The 21,038-nt window shown below is 64.9% G+C and carries 21 protein-coding genes; 15 read left to right on the forward strand and 6 right to left on the reverse strand.

Translation table 11 applies throughout. The features are described 5' to 3' along the window. Positions 1 to 390: 390 nt before the first annotated feature. The 3 genes from QZX93_RS21295 to QZX93_RS21305 all read left to right on the forward strand — a co-directional run bounded on the left by QZX93_RS21295 (position 391) and on the right by QZX93_RS21305 (position 2,019). Positions 391 to 1,365: a hypothetical protein gene (locus QZX93_RS21295; protein WP_295390213.1), complete on the forward strand. Its 975-nt coding sequence runs from the start codon at positions 391 to 393 to the stop codon at positions 1,363 to 1,365. Positions 1,366 to 1,525: 160 nt separating this feature from the next. Next, positions 1,526 to 1,729, forward strand: a complete 204-nt coding sequence (locus QZX93_RS21300) for a hypothetical protein (protein ID WP_295390214.1) — start codon at positions 1,526 to 1,528, stop codon at positions 1,727 to 1,729. Continuing rightward, on the forward strand, positions 1,729 to 2,019 hold the full coding sequence (locus QZX93_RS21305; RefSeq protein WP_295390215.1) for a carbohydrate-binding module family 14 protein: 291 nt from the start codon (positions 1,729 to 1,731) through the stop codon (positions 2,017 to 2,019). Before QZX93_RS21300 ends, QZX93_RS21305 begins: the two co-directional genes overlap by 1 nt. A 61-nt stretch (positions 2,020 to 2,080) precedes the next feature. Here QZX93_RS21305 and QZX93_RS21310 read toward each other — a convergent pair whose 3' ends face one another. Further along, the gene (locus QZX93_RS21310; protein ID WP_295390218.1) at positions 2,081 to 2,935 is read right to left on the reverse strand and encodes a hypothetical protein; all 855 of its coding nucleotides are present in this window, start codon (positions 2,933 to 2,935) and stop codon (positions 2,081 to 2,083) included. A gap of 15 nt (positions 2,936 to 2,950) precedes the next feature. Continuing rightward, complete coding sequence (gene yhbY / locus QZX93_RS21315) at positions 2,951 to 3,265, reverse strand: ribosome assembly RNA-binding protein YhbY (RefSeq protein WP_295390221.1); 315 nt, start codon at positions 3,263 to 3,265, stop codon at positions 2,951 to 2,953. Between the two features lie 262 nt (positions 3,266 to 3,527). On the opposite strand from yhbY, the gene aroA reads away from it, so the two are divergent. The 10 genes from aroA (at position 3,528) to grxD (ending at position 14,594) form a co-directional block, all read left to right on the forward strand. After that, the gene (gene aroA / locus QZX93_RS21320; RefSeq protein WP_295390224.1) at positions 3,528 to 4,871 is read left to right on the forward strand and encodes a 3-phosphoshikimate 1-carboxyvinyltransferase; all 1,344 of its coding nucleotides are present in this window, start codon (positions 3,528 to 3,530) and stop codon (positions 4,869 to 4,871) included. Then, on the forward strand, positions 4,868 to 5,566 hold the full coding sequence (gene cmk, locus QZX93_RS21325; RefSeq protein ID WP_295390227.1) for a (d)CMP kinase: 699 nt from the start codon (positions 4,868 to 4,870) through the stop codon (positions 5,564 to 5,566). The genes aroA and cmk overlap by 4 nt, the downstream gene beginning before the upstream one ends. A gap of 148 nt (positions 5,567 to 5,714) precedes the next feature. Further along, complete coding sequence (rpsA, locus tag QZX93_RS21330; RefSeq protein ID WP_295390229.1) at positions 5,715 to 7,394, forward strand: 30S ribosomal protein S1; 1,680 nt, start codon at positions 5,715 to 5,717, stop codon at positions 7,392 to 7,394. A gap of 104 nt (positions 7,395 to 7,498) precedes the next feature. After that, positions 7,499 to 7,831: an integration host factor subunit beta gene (locus tag QZX93_RS21335; protein ID WP_295390231.1), complete on the forward strand. Its 333-nt coding sequence runs from the start codon at positions 7,499 to 7,501 to the stop codon at positions 7,829 to 7,831. Between the two features lie 274 nt (positions 7,832 to 8,105). Beyond that, positions 8,106 to 9,110 carry a TRAP transporter substrate-binding protein gene (locus QZX93_RS21340; RefSeq protein ID WP_295390233.1) on the forward strand — a complete coding sequence of 335 codons (1,005 nt, stop codon included), beginning with the start codon at positions 8,106 to 8,108 and terminating at the stop codon, positions 9,108 to 9,110. A 52-nt stretch (positions 9,111 to 9,162) separates the two neighbouring features. Next, complete coding sequence (locus QZX93_RS21345) at positions 9,163 to 9,870, forward strand: TRAP transporter small permease (RefSeq protein WP_295390234.1); 708 nt, start codon at positions 9,163 to 9,165, stop codon at positions 9,868 to 9,870. Then, positions 9,867 to 11,150 carry a TRAP transporter large permease gene (locus QZX93_RS21350; protein WP_295390236.1) on the forward strand — a complete coding sequence of 428 codons (1,284 nt, stop codon included), beginning with the start codon at positions 9,867 to 9,869 and terminating at the stop codon, positions 11,148 to 11,150. Before QZX93_RS21345 ends, QZX93_RS21350 begins: the two co-directional genes overlap by 4 nt. Positions 11,151 to 11,498: 348 nt before the next feature. After that, entirely contained in the window at positions 11,499 to 12,938 is a 1,440-nt protein-coding gene (locus QZX93_RS21355) for a UDP-N-acetylmuramoyl-L-alanyl-D-glutamate--2,6-diaminopimelate ligase (protein WP_295390239.1), read from the forward strand. 19 nt (positions 12,939 to 12,957) lie between these two features. Continuing rightward, positions 12,958 to 14,160 carry a dicarboxylate/amino acid:cation symporter gene (locus tag QZX93_RS21360; protein WP_295390240.1) on the forward strand — a complete coding sequence of 401 codons (1,203 nt, stop codon included), beginning with the start codon at positions 12,958 to 12,960 and terminating at the stop codon, positions 14,158 to 14,160. A 101-nt stretch (positions 14,161 to 14,261) separates the two neighbouring features. Beyond that, positions 14,262 to 14,594: a Grx4 family monothiol glutaredoxin gene (grxD, locus tag QZX93_RS21365; RefSeq protein WP_295390242.1), complete on the forward strand. Its 333-nt coding sequence runs from the start codon at positions 14,262 to 14,264 to the stop codon at positions 14,592 to 14,594. Between the two features lie 213 nt (positions 14,595 to 14,807). Here grxD and rnt read toward each other — a convergent pair whose 3' ends face one another. Next, positions 14,808 to 15,461, reverse strand: coding sequence for a ribonuclease T (gene rnt, locus QZX93_RS21370; RefSeq protein WP_295390245.1), 654 nt, complete (start codon positions 15,459 to 15,461; stop codon positions 14,808 to 14,810). A 269-nt stretch (positions 15,462 to 15,730) separates the two neighbouring features. Between rnt and QZX93_RS21375 the strand changes: the two genes are divergently transcribed. Continuing rightward, positions 15,731 to 16,573, forward strand: a complete 843-nt coding sequence (locus QZX93_RS21375) for a VacJ family lipoprotein (protein WP_295390248.1) — start codon at positions 15,731 to 15,733, stop codon at positions 16,571 to 16,573. Here the strand turns inward: QZX93_RS21375 and pyrC are convergent. Beyond that, a complete protein-coding gene (gene pyrC / locus QZX93_RS21380; protein ID WP_295390250.1) occupies positions 16,567 to 17,619 on the reverse strand; it encodes a dihydroorotase in 1,053 nt (350 codons plus the stop codon). The two genes, QZX93_RS21375 and pyrC, sit on opposite strands and share 7 nt — an antisense overlap. Before the next feature lie 203 nt (positions 17,620 to 17,822). Here pyrC and QZX93_RS21385 point away from each other — a divergent pair, with 203 nt between their 5' ends. Beyond that, the gene (locus tag QZX93_RS21385; protein WP_295390252.1) at positions 17,823 to 19,688 is read left to right on the forward strand and encodes a phosphoenolpyruvate carboxykinase (GTP); all 1,866 of its coding nucleotides are present in this window, start codon (positions 17,823 to 17,825) and stop codon (positions 19,686 to 19,688) included. Between the two features lie 174 nt (positions 19,689 to 19,862). Here the strand turns inward: QZX93_RS21385 and QZX93_RS21390 are convergent, their stop codons facing one another. Continuing rightward, positions 19,863 to 20,639 (reverse strand): TatD family hydrolase, encoded by a 777-nt coding sequence (locus QZX93_RS21390; protein ID WP_295390254.1) that lies wholly within the window; start codon positions 20,637 to 20,639, stop codon positions 19,863 to 19,865. 6 nt (positions 20,640 to 20,645) lie between these two features. After that, entirely contained in the window at positions 20,646 to 21,023 is a 378-nt protein-coding gene (locus tag QZX93_RS21395; RefSeq protein WP_295390256.1) for a PilZ domain-containing protein, read from the reverse strand. Positions 21,024 to 21,038: the final 15 nt, after the last annotated feature.

Here is a 21,038-nt window from a genome sequence, read left to right on the forward strand (position 1 = left end):
AAGGCCGCCTACGCCAGCGGCGGGTATACAATGCAGGAAATTGGCGACTACTTCGGGCTGCACCACTCGCGTATCAGCAAGATCGTCCGTGGTGGACCTCAGCGTGGCGGCGAGGCACAAGTCAAGACCTGACCCCATCCGTCTCGTGACCCCATCCGTCTCGCTACCGGCGCGGTGCTGACGTACCAAGTCATAAGGCGGCGCGCCGCCTTTCGGGCTTGATTTGCTCGGACGTTATTGCGCGTGGTAAAGCGCCGCGTCCCTTGCAGGGGAAGACCCCGTCGGTTAAGCGTGAGCTACTCACCGGAACTGCGAAAGGTTGGTTGGGTGGAGCTCTGATCGATGCCCCGGGAAATTCGGAAAGCCCCAAGGCGCTTGGAGAGTCACGAGATGTTTCGAGAAAATGTTGAAAGAGGAGCGCTTCCTATGCGTACGTTGGCGTTGGGTTTGCTATTGGCGGTGTTGTCGGTTGAGATGGGAGTCGCCACAGCGCAGGGGCCTGCTGTTGCGCCAACGGGGGCGGTGTCCGAGCAACAGGCGGGAGCTGACGCCAAGGCAAATGCCGAGGTCGCACCAGCAGTGAAAAATGCGGAGCAACGCGCGACCGCGCGCTTGGTCGAACCGCAGCGGGAGTTCAAGATGGGGGACACCGTTCAGGTGAAGGTCGCAGGCAACCATCGGCTGGCCGTCACCAATTCCAAGGCGACCGGCGTTCTGCTCGTCCTCGATGATGTCGTCATGAAGAGCATCGGTGAGCCCTTGGCCACGCAGAACGGTGCCGGAGATCTCATTCTTTCGTTCCGTCTGTCACGCGATCCAGAGAGCAATGACAGTCGCGGCGAATGGAAGAAGCTGCTCGCAAAGCAACACGATGGATATCTGATGACATTTCCGATCACATTGGCGATCGGTTCCTCAGCAGCGCTACCCGTTGCCACCGATGAATTGAAGTTCTCCGTGACGACCAAGGGCAAGATGAATGGCACCTTGGTGGCAGGCTTGGTGATTTTCGGGGTGCTGTACTGGTGGCTTATTCGCGATAGGAGCGCACTGCGCGACTTTCGCGATGGCACCTACAGTCTTGGCAAGAGCCAAATGGCGTTTTGGGGGCTGCTGGTGGTTCTCACCTTTGTGGGTGTCTGGCTCAACACCGGGCTAATTGAGCATATCCCGGACCAGGTACTGATCTTGTTGGGAATCAGCGGGGCGACCGGGTTGGGTGCATTGGTCATCGGGGATGGCACCAAGGCGGCGGAGATCGCCAAGCTTGAAGATCAGCTCAAGGCACTCCCCGAGGACGACCGGGTTGGGCGGCAACCCATTGAGGTGCGTTTGGCTGCGCTACTAGCAGGCTGTCGGACTTAGTGATGCAACCGATTGAATGCAAAGAGTTTCCTCTTTTGCGCCAAAAAGTCGTTTTCCTTTTTAATCAATCGGTTACGCCATCAAGTCCGACAGGCTGCTAGCACCGCCAACCGTGCGACCACGGGGATTCTTTCGCGATATCTGCGACGGTGGTACCGGGATGAGTTTCCCGCGCCTGCAAACGGTGATCTGGACGGGTATCCTCGGCGTGATATTCATTTCCGATGTAGCGACTGGTATTTCAATGCCTGAATTCTCCGATTCATTGCTGGTCTTAATGGGGATCAGTAATTCGACCTACCTGGGCTTCAAGTTCCCGGAAAAGCCGTTGGGCACTCAAATCGTACCGCTGGAGAAACAATAATGACTGTGTTCCGCCACCCGATCCGCGGCACGCTCGCCGCCGCCCTGGTTCTGAGCTTCATGGCCATGGCGCAGGCCGCCGACGAGGACAAGAAGGGCTGTGAGAAGGTTACCTGCCCAGCCACCAACGGCGAATTTTCACTCCATCTGCCAAATCCCGATAGTTGCACATCGTTTTGTAAGTGCGATTGGGGCGTGGCCCACTACTTCGAGTGTCCAGCGGGGCTCGAATTCAATGCCGAGTTGCAGGTCTGCGATTGGCCGGACAACGCCGGCTGCCAAGACCGCTGAGAGCGGCCCCAGTCACCGGGGATCGCGGGAGGGGCTCTATTGACAGGTCGACGCGAACGCGTCAGTCCCCGCGCAGCTCAATATGCTCGGAGACAAGCAGGGTCTGAGCGGCCTCGATGACCGCGTCCAGGGGGGCGGTGAGGCCGGGTGCCGCGAGCGCCTCTCGGGCGATCCCCTCCGCCCGACCATACAAGCTGAGGCGCAAGTGCTCCGCGGTGCGCACATGCAGTTGCAGGTCGGTGAGGATGTGTGCGAACTCGCTGCGGGTGGGGACGCTGCCCAGGGCGCGGAAGAGCGCTGCCAGCGCGTCGAATAGCGGTTGGGCCGCCGCGTCCAGCCCGAAGTCCGGGGGCAGAAACTCGATGGGGTGTTCGGATACGCGGCCGATCCAGACCCGGAAGCTGGTTTTTTGCAGCGCGTGATAGAGGGGTGACTCGGAGATCAGAAACAGCAGCAGATGACGCGGGTTGGCGTAATAACGCCCGCCGCGCACCTCCCAGAAGCAATCCGCGATCAGGCGGTGGATGCGGATGTGCTCGCGGAAATCGGCCGCCTGCAACTGGTCCAGGATCAACACCGTAGGCTCGCCCTCGCTCTGGGCGCAGGCCTCGCTCACCACCTGGTCCAGGGGGTCGATGGGTGGCTCGGTGCGCCCCAGTTCGTCCTCGGCCAGCGGCAGGATCAGGTCCGGCGGGGCGGGGTGGGCCTCGGTGAAGTCCAGATACAGGCGATGGGGGAAATCCAGTGCGCGGGCGAGCGCGGTGGCGAAGGCGGTCTTGCGGCGCTCCGAATCGCCCTCGATCGCGAGCGTACGCAGGGTGCGGATCGGGCTATCGAGCAGGCAACGCACCTGGAATTCGTAGTCGTCGTTCGACTCGAACCCGTGCAGTGCCAGCTTCTCGCGCAGGCCGGTCATGGGCGGCGGCTCGGCTCAGACGGCCGGCAAGGCGAGCGGGCTGGGCTTCTTGGGGTTCGCCCGGTAGAGCACGGCGATGTTGCCGATGCGGTTCACCAGCGTCGCCCCGCTGTGCTCGACCAGGGGGGCGATGATGGCGTCGCGGACTTCGCGGTCCCCGGCGGCGACCTTGACCTTGAGGAGTTCGTGGTGACTCAAGGCCAGGTCGAGTTCGGCCAGCACCCCGGCCGTGAGACCGGCCTGGCCGACCATGACCACGGGTTTGAGTGAGTGGGCCTCACCCTTGAGCCAGCGTCGTTGTTTTTCGGTGATGCTTTGCGTGGTCGCCATGGTGATTGTCATTCCGGGAGTCGTTGAAATTCCATGAGTCCGCCGCGGCGCGCGGCGTTGCGTTGTTCTACCGTGGGGGGTCTCAGGTTGCGGGGTGCGCGGGGCGCTAGGACGGCGATTCTACGGCGCTGTTGGTCGCGCGTCGATAAACCGTTGACTCGGCAAGCGGAGGCCGCGGACTTTCGGGTTTACCCGTGAGTGCCCGCGGGGCTAGAATGGCTGGCTTTTCCAACCCCCCCACCAACGCGGCCCCGGAGCACCCTTGGCTTTACCCCCTGACCTTCGATTTCTGGTCCGGCCCGACGCGGCTGGGGGCGGCCTGCGCGGGCGTTTGCGGGTGCCGGGGGACAAGTCGATCTCACACCGTGCGATCATGCTCGGGGCCATTGCCGAGGGCGACACGCACATCGAGGGCTTTCTGGAGGGCGCCGACGCGCTCGCTACCCTGCGCGCCTTTCGTCGCCTGGGGGTTGCGATCGAGGGGCCTGACGCGGGTCGGGTGCTGATCCACGGGGTGGGGCTGCGCGGTCTGCGCGCCCCGGACGGTCCGCTGGAGATGGGCAACTCGGGGACCTCCATGCGCCTGCTGGCGGGACTCCTGGCCGGGCAGTGCTTTGCGACTGCCCTGACCGGCGATGACTCGCTCTCGCGGCGGCCCATGCGGCGGGTCACCGAGCCGCTGGCGCTCATGGGGGCGCACATCGAGGCCAGCGCGACCGGCACCGCGCCGCTGCACATCCACCCGGTGGCGGGGCTTACCGGGCTCGATTACCGGCTGCCGGTGGCGAGCGCCCAGGTCAAGTCCAGCCTGCTGCTGGCCGGGCTCTATGCCGCGGGCGAAACCTGTATCACCGAGCCGGCGCCGACCCGCGACCACACCGAGTTGATGCTCGCCGGTTTCGGTTATCCGGTGTGCCGCCAGGGTCCACGGGTCTGCCTGACTGGCTCAGGATCAGGGGGCGGGCGGCTCATCGGCGGCCGGCTCCAGGTCCCGGCGGATATCTCTTCCGCCGCCTTTTTTCTGGTGGGGGCGAGCATCGCCCCGGGTTCGGACCTGACGCTCACGGGGGTCGGCATCAACCCGACGCGCCTAGGGGTGATCAACATCCTGCGTGCCATGGGTGCGGATATCGAGCTTTCGGGCGAGCGCACCGCCGCGGGCGAGCCGCTGGCCGACCTGCGGGTGCGCGCGGCGCCCCTTCGCGGGATCGCGATCCCGGTGGACCAGGTGCCGCTGGCTATCGACGAGTTCCCGGCGCTGTTCATCGCCGCCGCCTGCGCCGCGGGTGAGACGGTACTCACCGGGGCCGAGGAGTTGCGGGTCAAGGAGAGCGACCGCATCGCGGTGATGGCCGCGGGTCTGGCAACGCTGGGGATCGCGGCCGAGCCAAGGCCGGACGGCATCCGCATCGTCGGCGGGGCGATCGGCTCCGGGACCATCGCGGCCCACGGCGATCACCGGATCGCCATGTCCTTTGCGATGGCGGGGCTGCGTGCGGCCGGGCCGATCGAGATCCACGATTGTGCGAATGTGGAGACCTCCTTCCCCGGGTTTGCCCGGCTGGCCGCCGCGGCCGGCCTCGCGATCGAGGAGTCTTGGGTATGACGGCCGCCGACCTGGTCCCGGTCGTCACCATCGACGGACCCTCGGGGACCGGCAAGGGGACCCTGGCGGTGCTGCTCGCCGCGCGCCTGGGCTGGCAGTGCCTGGACAGCGGGGCACTCTATCGGGTGCTGGGCCTGGCCGCCGCGCGGCGCGGGATCGACCTGGACGACGCCCCGGCACTCGCCGCGCTGGCCGGCAATCTGGGGGTGAGTTTCGTGGGCGGCCGGGTGTTGCTCGATGGGGCTGACTTGGGCGATGCGATCCGCACCGAGACGGCCGGCATGGCCGCCTCCCGCGTGGCCGTCCACCCTGGGGTCCGCGCGGCCCTGTTGGAGTGGCAGCGGCGTCAGGCGTGCCCCCCGGGGCTGGTGGCGGATGGCCGCGACATGGGGACCGTGGTGTTCCCGCGGGCGGGGCTCAAGGTGTTTCTCGACGCCAGTGCGCAGGTGCGTGCCGAGCGTCGATATAAACAGTTGAGAGAAAAGGGCCTGGATGCTAACCTTCCGGCCCTTGTGGAGGAGATCGCCGAACGGGATGCGCGTGATCGCAACCGGGCGGTGGCCCCGCTGCGGGCGGCGGCAGACGCGGTGATGGTCGATTCCACCGCCCTGTCGATCAATGATGTATTTGACCTGGTCGTGGAAGAGGTGAGGCGCGTCTTCCCCGATCAGGTCCATGAGGTGGCTGCCGAATGATTCGGCGGCGGCTTCAAGGGTGTGCCCGGGTCAACCCGGGCCACCGTCTAGCGGGCCGGCGCGGTGCGCTCCGGTCTGATGTTTAACACACTTCCCCCCCGCCCCGGAAGGGACGGGACAGCGTGCCTCTCCCAGGTAAACAGTTCCCATGACCGAAAGCTTTGCTGATTTATTCGAACAGAGTCTGAGTGCTACCCAACTCCAGCCCGGTACCATCGTCATCGGTACGGTGGTGGAGATCACCAACGACAGCGTGGTGGTCAATGCCGGCCTCAAGTCCGAGGGCGTGATCCCCAAGAGCCAATTCATCGGTCCCGATGGCCAGCTCGAGGTGGCCGTCGGCGACGAGGTGCAGGTCGCGCTCGATGCCGTCGAAGACGGTTTCGGTGTCACCCGGTTGTCCCGCGAAAAGGCCAAGCGCTTTGCGGCCTGGGACTATCTGGAGAAGGCGTTCGCCGCCGGCGATACGGTCAAGGGTCTGATCAACGGCAAGGTCAAGGGCGGCTTCACGGTCGAGTTGGACACCGTGCGGGCCTTCCTCCCCGGCTCCCTGGTGGATGTGCGCCCGGTGCGCGACACCACCTACCTGGAAGGCAAGGAGCAGGAATTCAAGGTCATCAAGCTGGACCGCAAGCGCAACAACGTGGTGGTTTCGCGCCGCGCGGTGGTGGAAGAGGAATACAGCGCCGAGCGTGACCAGCTGCTCAAGAACCTGGAAGAGGGGCAGGAGGTCACCGGTGTGGTCAAGAACCTCACCGACTACGGCGCCTTCCTGGACTTGGGCGGCATCGACGGCCTGCTGCACATCACCGATATGGCCTGGCGTCGCGTCAAGCACCCGGCCGAGGTGGTCGAGATCGGTCAGGAGATCCAGGTCAAGGTCCTCAAGTTCGACCGCGATCGTCAGCGGGTCTCCTTGGGCCTCAAGCAGATGGGCGAGGACCCCTGGGTCAACATCTCGCGTCGCTATCCCGAGCACACCCGGGTCTTCGGTAAGGTCACCAACATTGCGGACTACGGCTGCTTTGTGGAGATCGAAGAGGGCGTCGAGGGCCTTGTACACGTCTCCGAGATGGACTGGACCAACAAGAACATCCACCCCAGCAAGGTCGTCAACCTGGGCGACGAGGTGGAGGTCATGGTGCTGGACATCGACGAGGAGCGTCGTCGCATCTCGCTCGGCATCAAGCAGTGCGCGATGAATCCCTGGGACGAGTTCGGCGTCACCCACAAGAAGGGCGATCACGTCTCCGGCAAGATCAAGTCGATCACCGATTTCGGTATCTTCATCGGTCTGGACGGCGGCATCGACGGCCTGGTGCATCTGTCGGACATCTCCTGGGACGAGCCCGGCGAGCAGGCCCTGCGCCGCTACAAGAAGGGCGACGAGTTGGAGACCGTGGTGCTGTCGGTGGACCCGGAGCGCGAGCGTATCTCGCTCGGCGTCAAGCAGCTCGACCGCGATCCGTTCTCCAGCTTCGTGGCCATCCACGAGAAGGGCAGCGTCGTCATCGGTGCCATCACCGAGCTCGACGCCAAGGGTGCCACCATCTCGCTCGGCGATGGGGTCGAGGGCTATCTGCGGGCCTCCGAGATCTCGCGCGACCGGGTCGAGGATGCCCGCGCGGTGCTCAAGCTCGGCGACGAGATCGAGGCCAAGTTCATGGGCGTGGATCGCAAGAACCGCACCATTTCGCTCTCCATCAAGGCCAAGGATCAGGAAGAGGAGCAGCAGGCGATCAAGGGCTATGCCCGCGATATCTCCGGCGGCGCAACGACCCTGGGCGACCTCCTGAGAGAGCAGATGGAAGAGGCCGGGCGCGACTGATGCGCGTCGGACCTCATTAGGCATCGCCAGGGGGGGCCGCTCGGCTTCCTCTGGCATGTCCTGATGCCACTCCGGTCCCCCTTTCCCTTCAGAGGATTGACACCATGACAAAATCCGAGCTGATCGATGTGCTGGCCGCCGAGCAGGATCACCTGCCTTACAAGGATGTGGAGGAGGCCGTGCGTAAGGTCATCGACCGCATGAGCGGGGCGCTGGCGAACGGCGAACGCATCGAGATCCGCGGCTTCGGCAGCTTCTCGCTGCACTTTCGCCCGCCGCGGATGGGCCGTAACCCCAAGACCGGCGATTCGGTCGCACTGGCCGGCAAGCATGTCCCCCATTTCAAACCCGGCAAGGAGCTGCGCGACCGCGTCAACGACGCCTTCGAGGCCAGTCTGGAAGAGGCGCCGAGTACGCCCAAGCGCGCTGCGGCCTGAGCGTCTGCCGCCGCCAGGGAGAGGCCATATTCGTCTGATTCCGGTCCCGCGTCGCGCGCGGGAGTTCGCCGCAACGCTTGATGGGTTTAAGGTTTGAACCTTGGCCGCAAGCCTGGCACTGAGTTTCCGCGTCCGCCGCGCGCCGGCCGTTCGGTCATCGGCGTTTTGGCGCCTGCCGGCTAGTCAAAGGGGACCGTCTGGTTCAAACTCCCTGGGTCGCCGACCCCGGCGGCTGCCAGACAACAGATTCCCACGACTGCGGAGACTGACCATCATGAAACCAGGTTCGATCGTCATCGGCCTCCTATGCCTGCTGTGTACATTGGCCGTTCAGGCCGATGAACCCATCGTCATCAAATTCAGCCATGTAGTGGCCGCCGACACCCCCAAGGGGAAGGCCGCCGAGCGGTTCGCCCAACTGGCCAAGGAGAAGACCAAGGGCCGCGTGGAGGTGAGCGTCTATCCCAACAGCACCCTGGCTGGCGACAAGGATGAGATGCAGAACCTGCAACTCGGTGCAGTGCAGATGCTGGCCCCGTCGCTCGCCAAGTTCGGGCCGCTCGGGGTCAAGGAGTTCGAGGTCTTCGATCTACCCTATCTCTTTGACGATTATGACCAACTCCACCGGGTGACCCAGGGTCCAGTGGGCCAGGCATTGCTCGCCAAGTTGGCGGACAAGGGGGTCCTGGGTCTGGCCTTCTGGGATAACGGATTCAAGGTGATGAGCGCCAATAAGCCGCTGCACGAGGTCAAGGACTTCCGCGGGCAGAAGATGCGCATCCAGTCATCCAAGGTGTTGGAGGCGCAGATGCGCGCGCTGGGCGCCGATCCCCAGGTGATCCCCTTCGGCGAGGTCTATCAGGCGCTCCAGACCGGCGTGGTGGACGGCACCGAGAACCCGCCCTCCAACCTCTATACGCAGAAGATGTACGAGGTCCAGAAGTTCGTCACCGACTCCAATCACGGCTATCTGGGCTACGCGGTGATCGTCAATAAGGCCTTCTGGGATGGTCTGCCGGCGGATATCCGTAGCGCCCTGGAAGAGGCCATGGCCGAGGCGACCGTCTATGCCAATGAGATTGCCAAGCAGGAGAACGTCGAGGCCCTGGCCAAGGTCAAGGCGAGTGGCAAGAGCGAGATCATCGCGCTCACCCCCGAGCAGAAGACCGCCTGGAAAAAGGCCTTGGCGCCGGTTCATCGCAAGATGGAGGCGCGGGTCGGCAAGGGGCTGATCCAGTCCATCTACCAGGCGACCGGCAGCGACATCAGCAAGCTCTGAGCCAGATCGACCAAGAAGGCCGGGGCATGACCCCGGCCCGCCGGAGGACACGATGCTAAGAATCCTGGATCGCCTGGAGGAATGGCTGATCGCCTTCCTCATCGGGGCCGCCACCCTGCTCATCTTCACCGCGGTGCTGCACCGCTATAGCCTGGGCCTGGCGAATGCCTGGGGCTGGGACACCGCCTATGACTGGCTCTTCAAGTTCAATCTGAGCTGGGCCCAGGAGCTGTGCATCTATATGTTCGTGTGGATGGCCAAGTTCGGGGCGGCCTATGGGGTGCGCACCGGCATCCATGTCGGCGTGGACGTGCTGATCAATAACCTGCGCGAGGGGCTGCGCGCCAAATTTGTACTCTTCGGGCTCTTCGCCGGGGCGCTCTTTACCGGGATGGTCGGCAGCTTCGGCGCCAGCTTCGTCTGGAAGATGGCCCATACCAATGCCACCTCACCCGACCTGGAGGTGCCGGTGTGGATCGTCTATCTGGCGATTCCGCTCGGCTCCTATCTCATGTGCTTTCGCTTCCTGCAGGTCGCCTGGTCATTCTACCGGACCGGTGAACTGCCGCATGCCGATCACGCCCATGTCGAGGGCCTGGAGGATGAGGTGGAGGCGGCGCAGGCGGCCGGCCGCCAGGAGCCGGTATTCCTCGGCGAGGCCATAACGCTCAGCGAGGAGCGCGAACATCTGCATGGCGGCCACCTGGGGGATGATGGGCAAGGCCGCGATGGGGCGGGGACCACGGGGGGGCGGTCATGACTGCACTGATCATCTTCGCGCTGCTGCTGATCCTGATGGTCACCGGTATGCCGGTGTCCATCGCGCTGGGGCTCACGGTGCTCACCTATCTGTTTACCATGACCTCGGTGCCGATCGAATCGGTGGCGCTCAAGCTGTTCACCGGGATCGAGAAGTTCGAGATCATGGCGATCCCCTTCTTCATCCTGGCGGGGAACTTTCTGACCCACGGCGGGGTCGCCAGGCGCATGATCGACTTCGCCTCCAGCGTGGTCGGGCATTATCACGGGGGCCTGGGGCTCTCGGCGGTGTTTGCCTGCGCACTGTTCGCCGCCGTCTCCGGGTCCTCGCCAGCGACGGTGGTGGCGATCGGCTCCATCCTGCTGCCCTCGATGGTCAAGCAGGGCTTCCCGATGCGCTTCGGGGTCGGCACCATCGCGACCGCCGGCGGCCTGGGCATCCTGATCCCGCCCTCCATCGTCATGGTGATGTACGCGGTCTCCACCAGCAGCTCGGTGGGTGCGCTCTTCATCGCCGGCATCGTCCCCGGGATCGCGCTCGCCTTCATGCTCGGGGTCACCACCTGGTGGATTGCCCGTCGCAATCACTACCCACGCCAGCCACGGGCGGACTGGGCCACGCGCTGGCGTGCCTTCCGCAAGTCGGTCTGGGGGCTCTTGCTGATCGTGATCGTCATGGGCGGGATCTACTCAGGCGCCTTCACCCCGACCGAGGCGGCGGCCGTCAGTGCAGTCTATGCCTTTGTGATCGCGGTCTTCGTCTATAAGGATATGCCCTTGAGTCGGGTCCCCAAGGTGCTGTTGGACTCGGCCAACATGTCGGCGATGCTGCTCTACATCATCACCAACGCGGTCCTGTTTGCCTATCTACTCACCTATGAGGATATCCCGCAACAGATCGCCCAATGGATGGTGGACACCGGCTTCGGACAGATCGGCTACCTGGCGGCGGTCAATGTCCTGCTACTGGTGGCCGGCAACATCATGGAGCCGACCTCGGTGATCCTTATCACCGCGCCGGTGTTGTTCCCGGTGGCGATGGCCCTGGGGATCGACCCGATCCATTTCGGCGTGATGATCACGGTGAATATGGAGGTCGGCATGATCACCCCGCCGGTGGGGCTCAACCTCTATGTGGCCAGCGGGATCGCGCGCATGGGGCTCACCGAGACCAGCATCGCTTGCTTCCCCTGGCTGCTGACCATGCTGGTGTTTCTGATGATGATCACCTATTGGCCGGCCCTGTCGCTGTGGTTGCCGCGGACCCTGGGGATGCTTTAAGGGCCGGAATGACTCCGGCGTGACAGCGCCCCAGCGATTGGGCAAGTATTGCACTGAGCGGTTTCCCGTAGCCTGGATGCAGCGGCAGCGGAATCCAGGGTTCTGCGGTAAGTTACCGATCTTTCGGTTGCCCGCGATGCCGCACCCGGATTCCGCTGGCGCTCCATCCGGGCTACGCCGGGCACGCCGCGAATACTTTCACAATCTCCTCAGCGGTGTCACGCCGGTGTCAGGCGCTCCGAACCGATCAAGGCCTGGCACCGGATGTCGGGACCTGACACCAGGGATGCTATCCTAAGGGCTTGCTGTACCATCGCACCAATCACCAATCACCAATCGGCGATCGCTATGCCCTCCGACCCGCTCTCGCAGTTGCTCTCGACCCTGGACTTCGCCTGGCGGCATGAGCCGCCGGGCGGGCCGGCCCTCACCGACATCCAGTGGCGAGCGGATGCCTGCGGGCCTGGCTCCATCCTGTTTTTTCAGCGTTTTGACGATGGGCGCAGCGATGCCGAGGTCTTTGAGCGCTATCTGGCGGCGAGCCCATTCGCGGTCCTCGTGACCAACCGGCCGCTCGATTGCTTCGATCGGCTGCCATTCAAGTGTATCTATGTGACCCGGCCCGGCGAATGGCCCGACGTGGTGGGGCGCTGCTGTGACCTGGTCTATCCATTGCAGCCCGATGCACTGCGCTTCATCGGTGTGACCGGGACCAACGGCAAGACCACGACGGTGAAATATCTGGAGTCGATCCTGGCCGCCAATGGGCAACGGGTGCTCAGTGTCGGCACCCTCGGGGTGTCGCTCGACGGGCAACCGCTGGCGGCGACCGGTTTCACCTCGCCGCCCCAGATCGAACTGCGCCGCCTGCTGCATGCGCAGCAGGCGCGCTGTGACGTCGTGGCGATGGAGATCAGCAGCCACGCGCTGGACCAGGGCCGCGCCCATGGCCTGCCACTGATGAACGCCGGCTGGACCAATTTCACCCAGGACCACCTGGACTATCACGGTGGCGAGGCCGGCTATTTCGCCGCCAAGGCGCGCATCCTGGACCTGATTCAGGACGGCGGCCGACTCTACTGCACCAGCCACTCGGTAGCGGGGCGACTGGCGGCGCAGGGCGAATCGCGGATACCCATCGAGGTCTTGGGCGCGGCATCCCTGGGGGTTGAGGCGATCAGCGCCCAGCCCTTCCTGGCGCTGGAACACAACCGCCTGAACTATGCCCTGGCGACCGCGCTGGCGGATGGGGTCCTGGGCCCGGGTCCGCGCGAAGACTGGCGCCACCTGCATCCGGTGGATGGGCGTTTCGAGTGCCGCACCATCGGCAACCGGACCATCGTCATCGACTTCGCCCACACCCCGGACGCGCTCGACACCATCTTGCGTGCGATCCGCACCGGGTTTCCCGGGCAACGCGTCATCACCCTGTTCGGCTGTGGCGGCGACCGCGACCACGGTAAGCGTCCGCTGATGGGTGAGGCGGTCGCGCGTCACTCGGACCACGCCATCGTCACCTCGGACAATCCACGCCACGAAGACCCCGAGCGGATCATCGCGGATATTCTTCAAGGGATGCCGCGGGAGGGCAGGGAGGTGGTGGTAGACCGGCCACAGGCGGTCGCGCGTCTATTCGATCTGTTGGCGCAGCGTCCGGCAGATGAACCCTGGGTGGCGCTCATCGCCGGCAAGGGTCACGAGCGCTATATCGACCGCAATGAACTCAAGGTCTATTACAGTGACCAGGACGAGGTGGAGCGAAATGTGCGGCGGCTGGGGTGGACCTGATAAGGAGTATTAGCCGCAAATGAACGCGAATAAACGCAAATTCTATTCAGTGCCGGTCGGCCTCGTGCTTGGCATCCTACTCGCGGTGCTGTTCCCGGCCGGCGCGCCCTATGTCGCCTGGTTGGGCCAGGTCTTCGTCTCGGTGCTGAAGCTACTGATCCTGCCCCTGATCCTGGTCTCAATCTATGCCTCACTGGCCGGCGGGACCGAACTGCGTCAAATCGGCGGGCGGGCGCTGCTCTATTACCTGGTCACCACCGCCATCGCCGCCGCCATCGGTACCGCGCTCGGCCTGGGCTTTTCGCAGGGGGTCACGCCCGGACTGCTGGACCTGCCGCCCGTGGCGCCGAGCACCGCCGACTTCAGCGTGGAGCGACTGGTCAGTAACTTTATTCCCAGCAACATGTTCGCCTCGCTAGCGGCCGGCAACGTGCTACATATCGTCTTCATTGCGGTCCTGGCGGCACTGGCCTCCAGGCGCATTGCGGCCGGCCACCGCGCGACCCTGCTCGGCGGCGCCCATGCCCTGGACGCATTGCTGATGCAGAGCTTAGGCGCGGCCCTGGTGCTGGCCCCGGTGGGTGTCGCGGCCCTGGTCTATGCGGGCCTCGCGACCATGGATTGGGCCGGGGTCTTTCAACTGCGCAGCTTTGTGTGGGCCGTCGGACTGGCGGCGTTGCTGCATGCCGTGGTGATCCTGCCGGCGCTGTATCGCGCGCGCGCCGGGCGCCCGCCCTGGCCATTCGTGATCGCCTGTCGCGAACCGTTGCTCACCGCGCTCTCCACTGCCTCCAGCAACGCCACCTACCCGGTCTCCAAGCGCGCACTGGAGGCCGCCGGGATCAGCGAACGGGTCACCAGCCTCACGCTGCCGCTGGGCGCCACGCTCAATATGCACGGTTCAGCCCTGTATCAGTCCATCCTGTTGATCTTCATGTCGCAATTGGCCGGTGCGGACCTCAGTCTGCTCCAGACCATCTATATCGTCCTGCTCACCATGGCCTCCTCCGCCGGCACCGCCGGTATTCCGGGCGGCGGCATCGCCATGATGGCCTTTATGCTCAACCTGCTCGGTCTGCCGCAGACCTATCTGGCACTCTATCTGGTCGTCGACCGCTTCTTCGACTACCCTATCACCGCCATCAATGTCTGGGGCGACCTGGTGGTGGCCGCCATTGTCGACCGTGAGGTGCGGCACGAGGAGGCGAGCGCGTCGGTATGATGCCGCACCACCCCGAACGATGAACCTAAAGAGAGCGGTTGAAAACCCCCGATCCGTCCCGATTACTTGCAGTTCAACAATCACACCACGCGAGGTATCGGATGGATGTTTTGGCGCGGATCGATGGGCAGGTCAAGCACAGCCCGATCGTCATCTACATGAAGGGCACGCCCCAGTTTCCGCAGTGCGGGTTCTCGATGCGGGCGGCGACGGCGCTCAAGGAGTGCGGTGTCCCCTTCGACTATGTCAACGTGCTGGATGACCCGGAGGTCTTCCAAAACCTGCCGCGATATGCGGATTGGCCCACCTTCCCCCAAATTTATATCGGGGGCGAACTGGTCGGGGGCTGCGACATCACCCTGGAGTTGCACGCCAGCGGCGAACTCAAGCAGATGATGGCGGCGGCCGTCGCCAAGGCTGCGTCGCAGGGCTGAACCGGCGTTGCACCGAAGTCCGGGAATTGCTCACGCCAAGGCGCCAAGCTCGCCAAGAAAGACAATAGGACGGGTGAATTCTGCAGATTAGTTGCCGAGTGAACGGCCCAATGCTGGTCAGTAACTGAACCGCCTTGGCGAGCTTGGCGCCTTGGCGTGATAATGAATTTTCCAAGATGGATCAATCGCGTTGACCTCGCGGCTCCGAGCGCCTCAACCCTCCTCGGGGTTGCGCCAGAAGCGGGTCTCGTCCAATGCCTGCCAGCGGTTGACGATGGTGCAGAACAGGCGCGCGGTCTGTTCCGCGTCATAGACCGCGCAGTGGGCCTCGCTGTTCTGCCAGCCGAGTCCGGCCGCCTTGGCCGCCTTGGCCAGTACCGTCTGGCCGAACATCAGCCCGGCCAGGCTCACGGTGTCGAAGACGCTGAATGAATGGAACGGATTGTGTTTGTAGCCGGTGCGTTCCACTGCCGCCGCCAGAAAACTCAGGTCGAAGTGTGCGTTGTGACCCACTAAAATGGCGCGGTTGCAGCCGGTGGAGGCCACGGCCTTGCGGATCGGGTTGAGGATGCGGACCAGCGCCTCGTGCTCGGCGATGGCGTCGCGGAATGGGTGGTCGGGGACGATGCCGTTGAAGGCCAGCGCGCGGGGGTCGATCTCGGCGCCCACGAACGGCAGGACATGGGCCGCGATTGGGGCGGAGGGCTCCACGGTTCCGTCCGGGCGCATGCGGATGATGACCGCCGCGATTTCCAACAAGGCGTGGCGCTGGGCGTCGAAGCCGGCGGTTTCTACGTCTACCACCACGGGCAGGAAGCCGCGGAAGCGGCGGGCGATCCCCTGGATCATCGGTTGTTCTTGGTTCATCGCGACAGCATACGGGGACGGCGCGCGCTTGCCAAACTGGCAGCGAGTTGGAGGGTTGGGCGGGCGGCCGGTCGTCGCGCGCGAAATCGTCATGAGCGCCACGGACGCAAAGATTACAATAGGCCCCGGTGATGCTGGGCGGACGCCGCCGACCGTCATCCATGCAAGATAATACTATGTAAAAAATAGCTTTTTCGCCTCGGCGCGGGGCAAGTCGAGAGCTTTTTTCAACGAGCCACGCCCGCTGGGGCCTTGGGGGATTTACGGTGATGTGCTTTTGGAAGACCGGGGCAGGTGCCCGTCGCGTGATCGCCCCGGCGTTGATGGCCGCGCTGCTGACCGGTTGTGCCTCCGCGCCCAACCGGTTGACTGACCCGCGTGACCCGCTCGAGCCGGTTAATCGTGCCGTGTTCCGATTCAACACTGACTTCGACAAGGCATTCATGGTGCCCTTGGCCAAGGGTTACAAGGCGATCACCCCGGAGCCGGTCAACCGCGGCGTCACCAACTTTTTCGCCAACATCGACGACGTCACCTCGTTCGTCAACAACGTCTTGCAGTTCAAGTTGAACCGTGCCGGCAGCGATGTCGGGCGCATCCTGCTCAACAGCACCGTCGGTATCCTGGGCTTCATGGACGTGGCCACCAATGTCGGCCTGCCGAGCTACAAAGAGGACTTCGGCCAGACCCTGGGCTATTGGGGGCTCCCGCCCGGCGCCTATGTCATGCTGCCGATCTTCGGTCCCAGCGATCTGCGCGACACCGTCGGCTTTGCCGGCGACCTCGTCACCGATCCGTTCTTCAGCATCAAGACGGGTCAGATCTATTGGGGTTTCGCGGGCTTACGGATGGTGGACTTCCGCGCTGACCGGCTGGGGGCAGGCGAGATCCTGGAGGATGCCGCGCTGGACCCCTATGTCTTCCTGCGCGATGCCTATCTGCAGCGCCGCCGCAACCTGGTCTATGACGGCAACCCCCCCGAGTCCCAGGACCAGGCGGACATCTGGAACGACGTGGACTTCAAGGGCGGGTCCAAGCCCGACTCCGGCAAACCGGCGGGCGCCAAGCCGGCGCCGGCCAAGTCGGGAGACAATTCATTGGGGTCTCACTGAGCCGCGGCTAGCAGGCGCCAGTCGAGGCGCGTTCCGGCCCCCATGGGGATTACACGGGTCGGCCCGAGGGGGTAGTCTGGCGGTATCTCCCAGGGCTCCCGGCGCAGCGTCACCCGGGCGGTATTGCGCGGCAGGCCGTAGAAGTCCGCCCCGAAGTGACTCGCGAACCCCTCCAGCCGATCCAGAGCATCGGCCTGCGCGAAGGCCTGGGCATAGAACTCCAGCGCCGCATGCGCGCTGAAGGCCCCGGCACAGCCGCAGCCGCACTCCTTGCCCTCCACGGGGTGCGGTGCGCTGTCGGTGCCCAGGAAGAAGCGCGGATGGCCGCTGACGGCCGCCTCCACCAGGGCCAGGCGGTGGCGCTCGCGCTTGAGTACCGGCAGGCAGTACAGGTGCGGTCGGATGCCCCCGACCAGCATGGCGTTGCGGTTATACAGCAGATGATGTGGCGTGATGGTCGCGGCCAGGGTGGCTGGACCGCCGCGCACGAACGCTACCGCCGCCGTCGTGGTCACGTGCTCGAACACCACCCGCAGACCGGGAAAGCGCTCCACCAGCGGCGCCAGGCGCTCGTCGATGAAGCGGTCCTCGCGGTCGAAGATATCCACGTCGGGGTCCGTGACCTCGCCATGCACCAGCAGCGCTAGGCCCTGCTCGCCCATGGCAGCGAAGACCGGCCCCAGGCGTTCCAGGTCGGTTACCCCGTCCTGCGAGTTGGTGGTGGCCCCGGCCGGATAGAGCTTGCAGGCCGCCACCGCACCGCTCGTGCGCGCCGTGGCGATCTCCGCTGCCGTCGTCTGGTCGGTGAGATACAGTGTCATCAGCGGCTCGAATCCGTGCCCGGCGGGTAGTGCAGCGCGCAGTCGCTCGCGGTAGGCCAGGGCGGCCACGGTGGTGGTGACCGGGGGGCGCAAATTCGGCATGATGATGGCGCGGGCAAATTGCCGGGCGCTGTGCCCGATCACGCTCGCCATGGCGGCCCCGTCGCGCAGGTGCAGGTGCCAGTCGTCGGGCTGGGCGATGGTCAGTTCGTCGGGCAGGGACACGGGTCTGGCACTCCGATAGATGGTGTAGTGAACGGGCGTTTTCCGCCGCCGCCCGCGACTGGCCGCGCGGCGAGGCGCCCGAATGGCTTAAACTCGCGCCCGGATCGGGTGCCGGGGTGCGTAACGGTCGGCGACCGAGCCCACCCCAGCGCGTCCGCGGCCCCGACCCGCTCTATTCTAAGCCCTAGCGAGGATTCTCCCGCATGACCAAGACCCACGATGGCGCCACGCGCACCACCCACCGCCGACTCCTCAACTGGGTCGATGAGATGGCCCAACTGTGCGAACCCGATCGCATCTACTGGTGCGACGGCTCGCAGCAGGAGTACGACCGGCTTTGCGAGGAGATGGTCGCGAGCGGCACCTATATCCGGCTCGACCCCGTCAAGCGTCCCAACAGCTTCCTGGCGCGCTCCCATCCGAGCGACGTGGCGCGGGTGGAAGAGCGGACCTTTATCTGCTCCAAGCGGCAGGAGGATGCCGGTCCGACCAACAACTGGAAGGCCCCACGCGAGATGAAGGCGATTCTCACCCGCCAGTTCCGGGGTTCGATGCATGGGCGCACCCTCTATGTGATCCCCTTCAGCATGGGGCCGATCGGCTCGCCCATCGCCCACATCGGGATGCAGATCACCGACTCAGCCTATGTGGTCACCAACCAGCGGATCATGACCCGTATGGGACAGGACGTGCTCGATGCGCTGGGTGCGGACGGCGAATTCATCCCCTGTCTGCACTCGGTGGGGGCGCCCCTGGCGGCCGGCGAGGCGGACGTGCCCTGGCCCTGCGCCCCGCGGATCGAGGACAAATATATCGCCCACTTCCCGGACACCCGGGAAATCTGGTCTTACGGCAGCGGTTATGGCGGCAATGCACTGCTTGGCAAGAAGTGCCTGGCCCTGCGCATCGCCTCGGTGATGGCCCGCGACGAGGGCTGGCTCGCCGAGCACATGTTGATCCTCGGGGTCGAGTCCCCCGAGGGCAAGAAGCAGTATGTGACGGCCGCCTTCCCCAGCGCCTGCGGCAAGACCAACTTCGCCATGCTGATCCCGCCCGCCGGGTTCGAGGGCTGGAAGGTCACCACCGTGGGCGACGACATCGCCTGGATCAAGCCCAATCCGAAGGATGGCCGGTTCTATGCCATCAACCCGGAGGCCGGTTTCTTCGGCGTCGCCCCGGGGACCAACCCCGAATCCAACCCCAATGCGATCGCGACCCTGTATGCCAATTGCATCTTCACCAACTGCGCACTCACCGACGACGGCGACATCTGGTGGGAGGGTCTGACGCAGGAGACGCCAGAGCACCTGATCGACTGGAAGGGGCAGGATTGGACCCCAGGCTGCGGTGTCCCGGCCGCCCACCCCAATGCCCGCTTCACCGCCCCGGCCTCCCAGTGCCCCTGCATCGACCCCGAGTGGGAGAACCCGCAGGGGGTGCCGGTGAGTGCCTTCCTGTTCGGCGGGCGGGTCAGCACGCACTTCCCGCTGGCCTTCCAGAGCTACAACTGGGAGCACGGTGTCTACATGGCCGCCACCATGGGCTCGGAGGCCACCGCCGCCGCCATCGGTCAGTCCGGCATGCGGCGCGACCCCATGGCCATGCTGCCCTTCTGCGGCTACAACATGGCCGACTACTGGCGTCACTGGCTGCGCATCGGCCGCCACATGGTCGCCACCCCGCCGCGCATCTTCCGCGTCAACTGGTTCCGCAAGGACGAGCACGGGCGCTTCATGTGGCCTGGCTACGGCGAGAACATGCGGGTGCTCAAATGGGTCGTCGACCGCTGTAATCACCGCGGTTCGGCCATCGAAAGCCCGTTGGGTTGGGTGCCGGACTATGCCGCCCTGGACTGGACCGGGCTGGACTTCCCCAAGGACGTCTATGCCGCCATCAACAACATCAACACCGAGGTCGCCCGGCACGAGACCAACGAACAGGAGGAGTTGTTCACCCGCTTCGGCGATCACCTGCCGCGCGAGATGGAGAGCGAGCGCAACTTGCAGCTGTCGCGCCTCTATCACTCCCCGGCGCTCTGGGACCTGTCGGCTGCGGCCGAGTTGAGCTAACAGCACGCGACCTGGGGGCCGCTCCTACGCCGTAGGAGCGGCCCCCAGGCCGCGACGGGTTGTGGGTGGTTCGGTATTTATGCGGACCGCCTGTGCCGTCCCCCAGTCGGGGGTATTTCTGATCGTTTCGATAGGTTATGACTGGCCGGGGCGCGCCGCGGTCGCAGGCTGCTCCTATGGCGTCGACCCGAACAAGCGGACATAGTTCGCGCTGGTGACTTGTGCCAGTTCCTCCATCGGTAGTCCGCGCACCTCGGCGAGGCAGGCCGCGACCTGGGAGACGAAACGCGGTTCGTTGGGTTTGCCCCGGTGGGGGACGGGGGCGAGATAGGGCGAGTCGGTCTCGATCAGCAACCGGTCCAGGGGCACCCGGCGGGCGACCTCGCGCAGCGCCGCGGCGGTCTTGAAGGTGACGATCCCGGAGAAGGAGACATAGAAACCCAGGTCCAGGCCCTGGCGGGCCGTTTCCCAATCCTCGGTGAAGCAGTGCAGCACCCCGCCCACGGCGTCCGCCCCCTCCTCACGCAGGATGCGGATGCTGTCCTCCCGGGCGTTGCGGGTGTGGATGATCAGCGGCTTGGTACAGACGCGCGCGGCGGCGATGTGGGTACGGAAGCGCTCGCGCTGCCACTCCAGGTCCCCCTCGCCACGGAAATAATCGAGCCCGGTCTCGCCGATGGCGACGTTGCGCGGGTCGGCCGCCAGCGCGACCAGGTCTTCGGCGGTGGGCTCGGTGCCGGCCGTCTCATTGGGGTGTACACCCACCGATACCGCAATCTGCGGGTAGGGGTCGATCAGTGCGCGCAGGGCGCCGTAGTGGGGCAGATCGATGCAGACGCACAGCAACTGGGATACCCCGGCCGCGCTGGTCGCCGCCATCAGCCGGGCGAAGTCGCCCTCATAGGGGGTCAGGTCGACCCGATCGAGGTGACAGTGGGAATCAGTGAACATGGTGTCCTACATGGTATGCGTCGGCCGCTCGGAGGTGAGCAGGCCGACGAGATATTCCTCGATCTTGCGTTTGGCCACGCCCTTGTCCTGCTCGCTGAACTGAACGCCGACCCCCACGGCCCGGTTGCCTTCGGCCCCGGGCGGGGTGACCCAGATCACCTTGCCGGCGACCGGGATGCGGTCGGGCTCATCCATCAATTGGAGCAGCAGGAAGATCTCGTCCCCCAGTTGGTAGCGCTTGGTGGTGGGGATGAAGAGCCCGCCATTGCGGATGAACGGCATGAAGGCGGCATAGAGGGCGGCCTTATCCTTGATGGCGAAGCTCAGGATACGCTGCTGGCCGCCGACGGCGCCGCCCAATGGTCCCGCTAGGGGTGAATTCACGATGCGCGCTCCTTT

Source organism: uncultured Thiodictyon sp., assembly GCF_903946935.1.
GTDB lineage: Bacteria > Pseudomonadota > Gammaproteobacteria > Chromatiales > Chromatiaceae > Thiodictyon.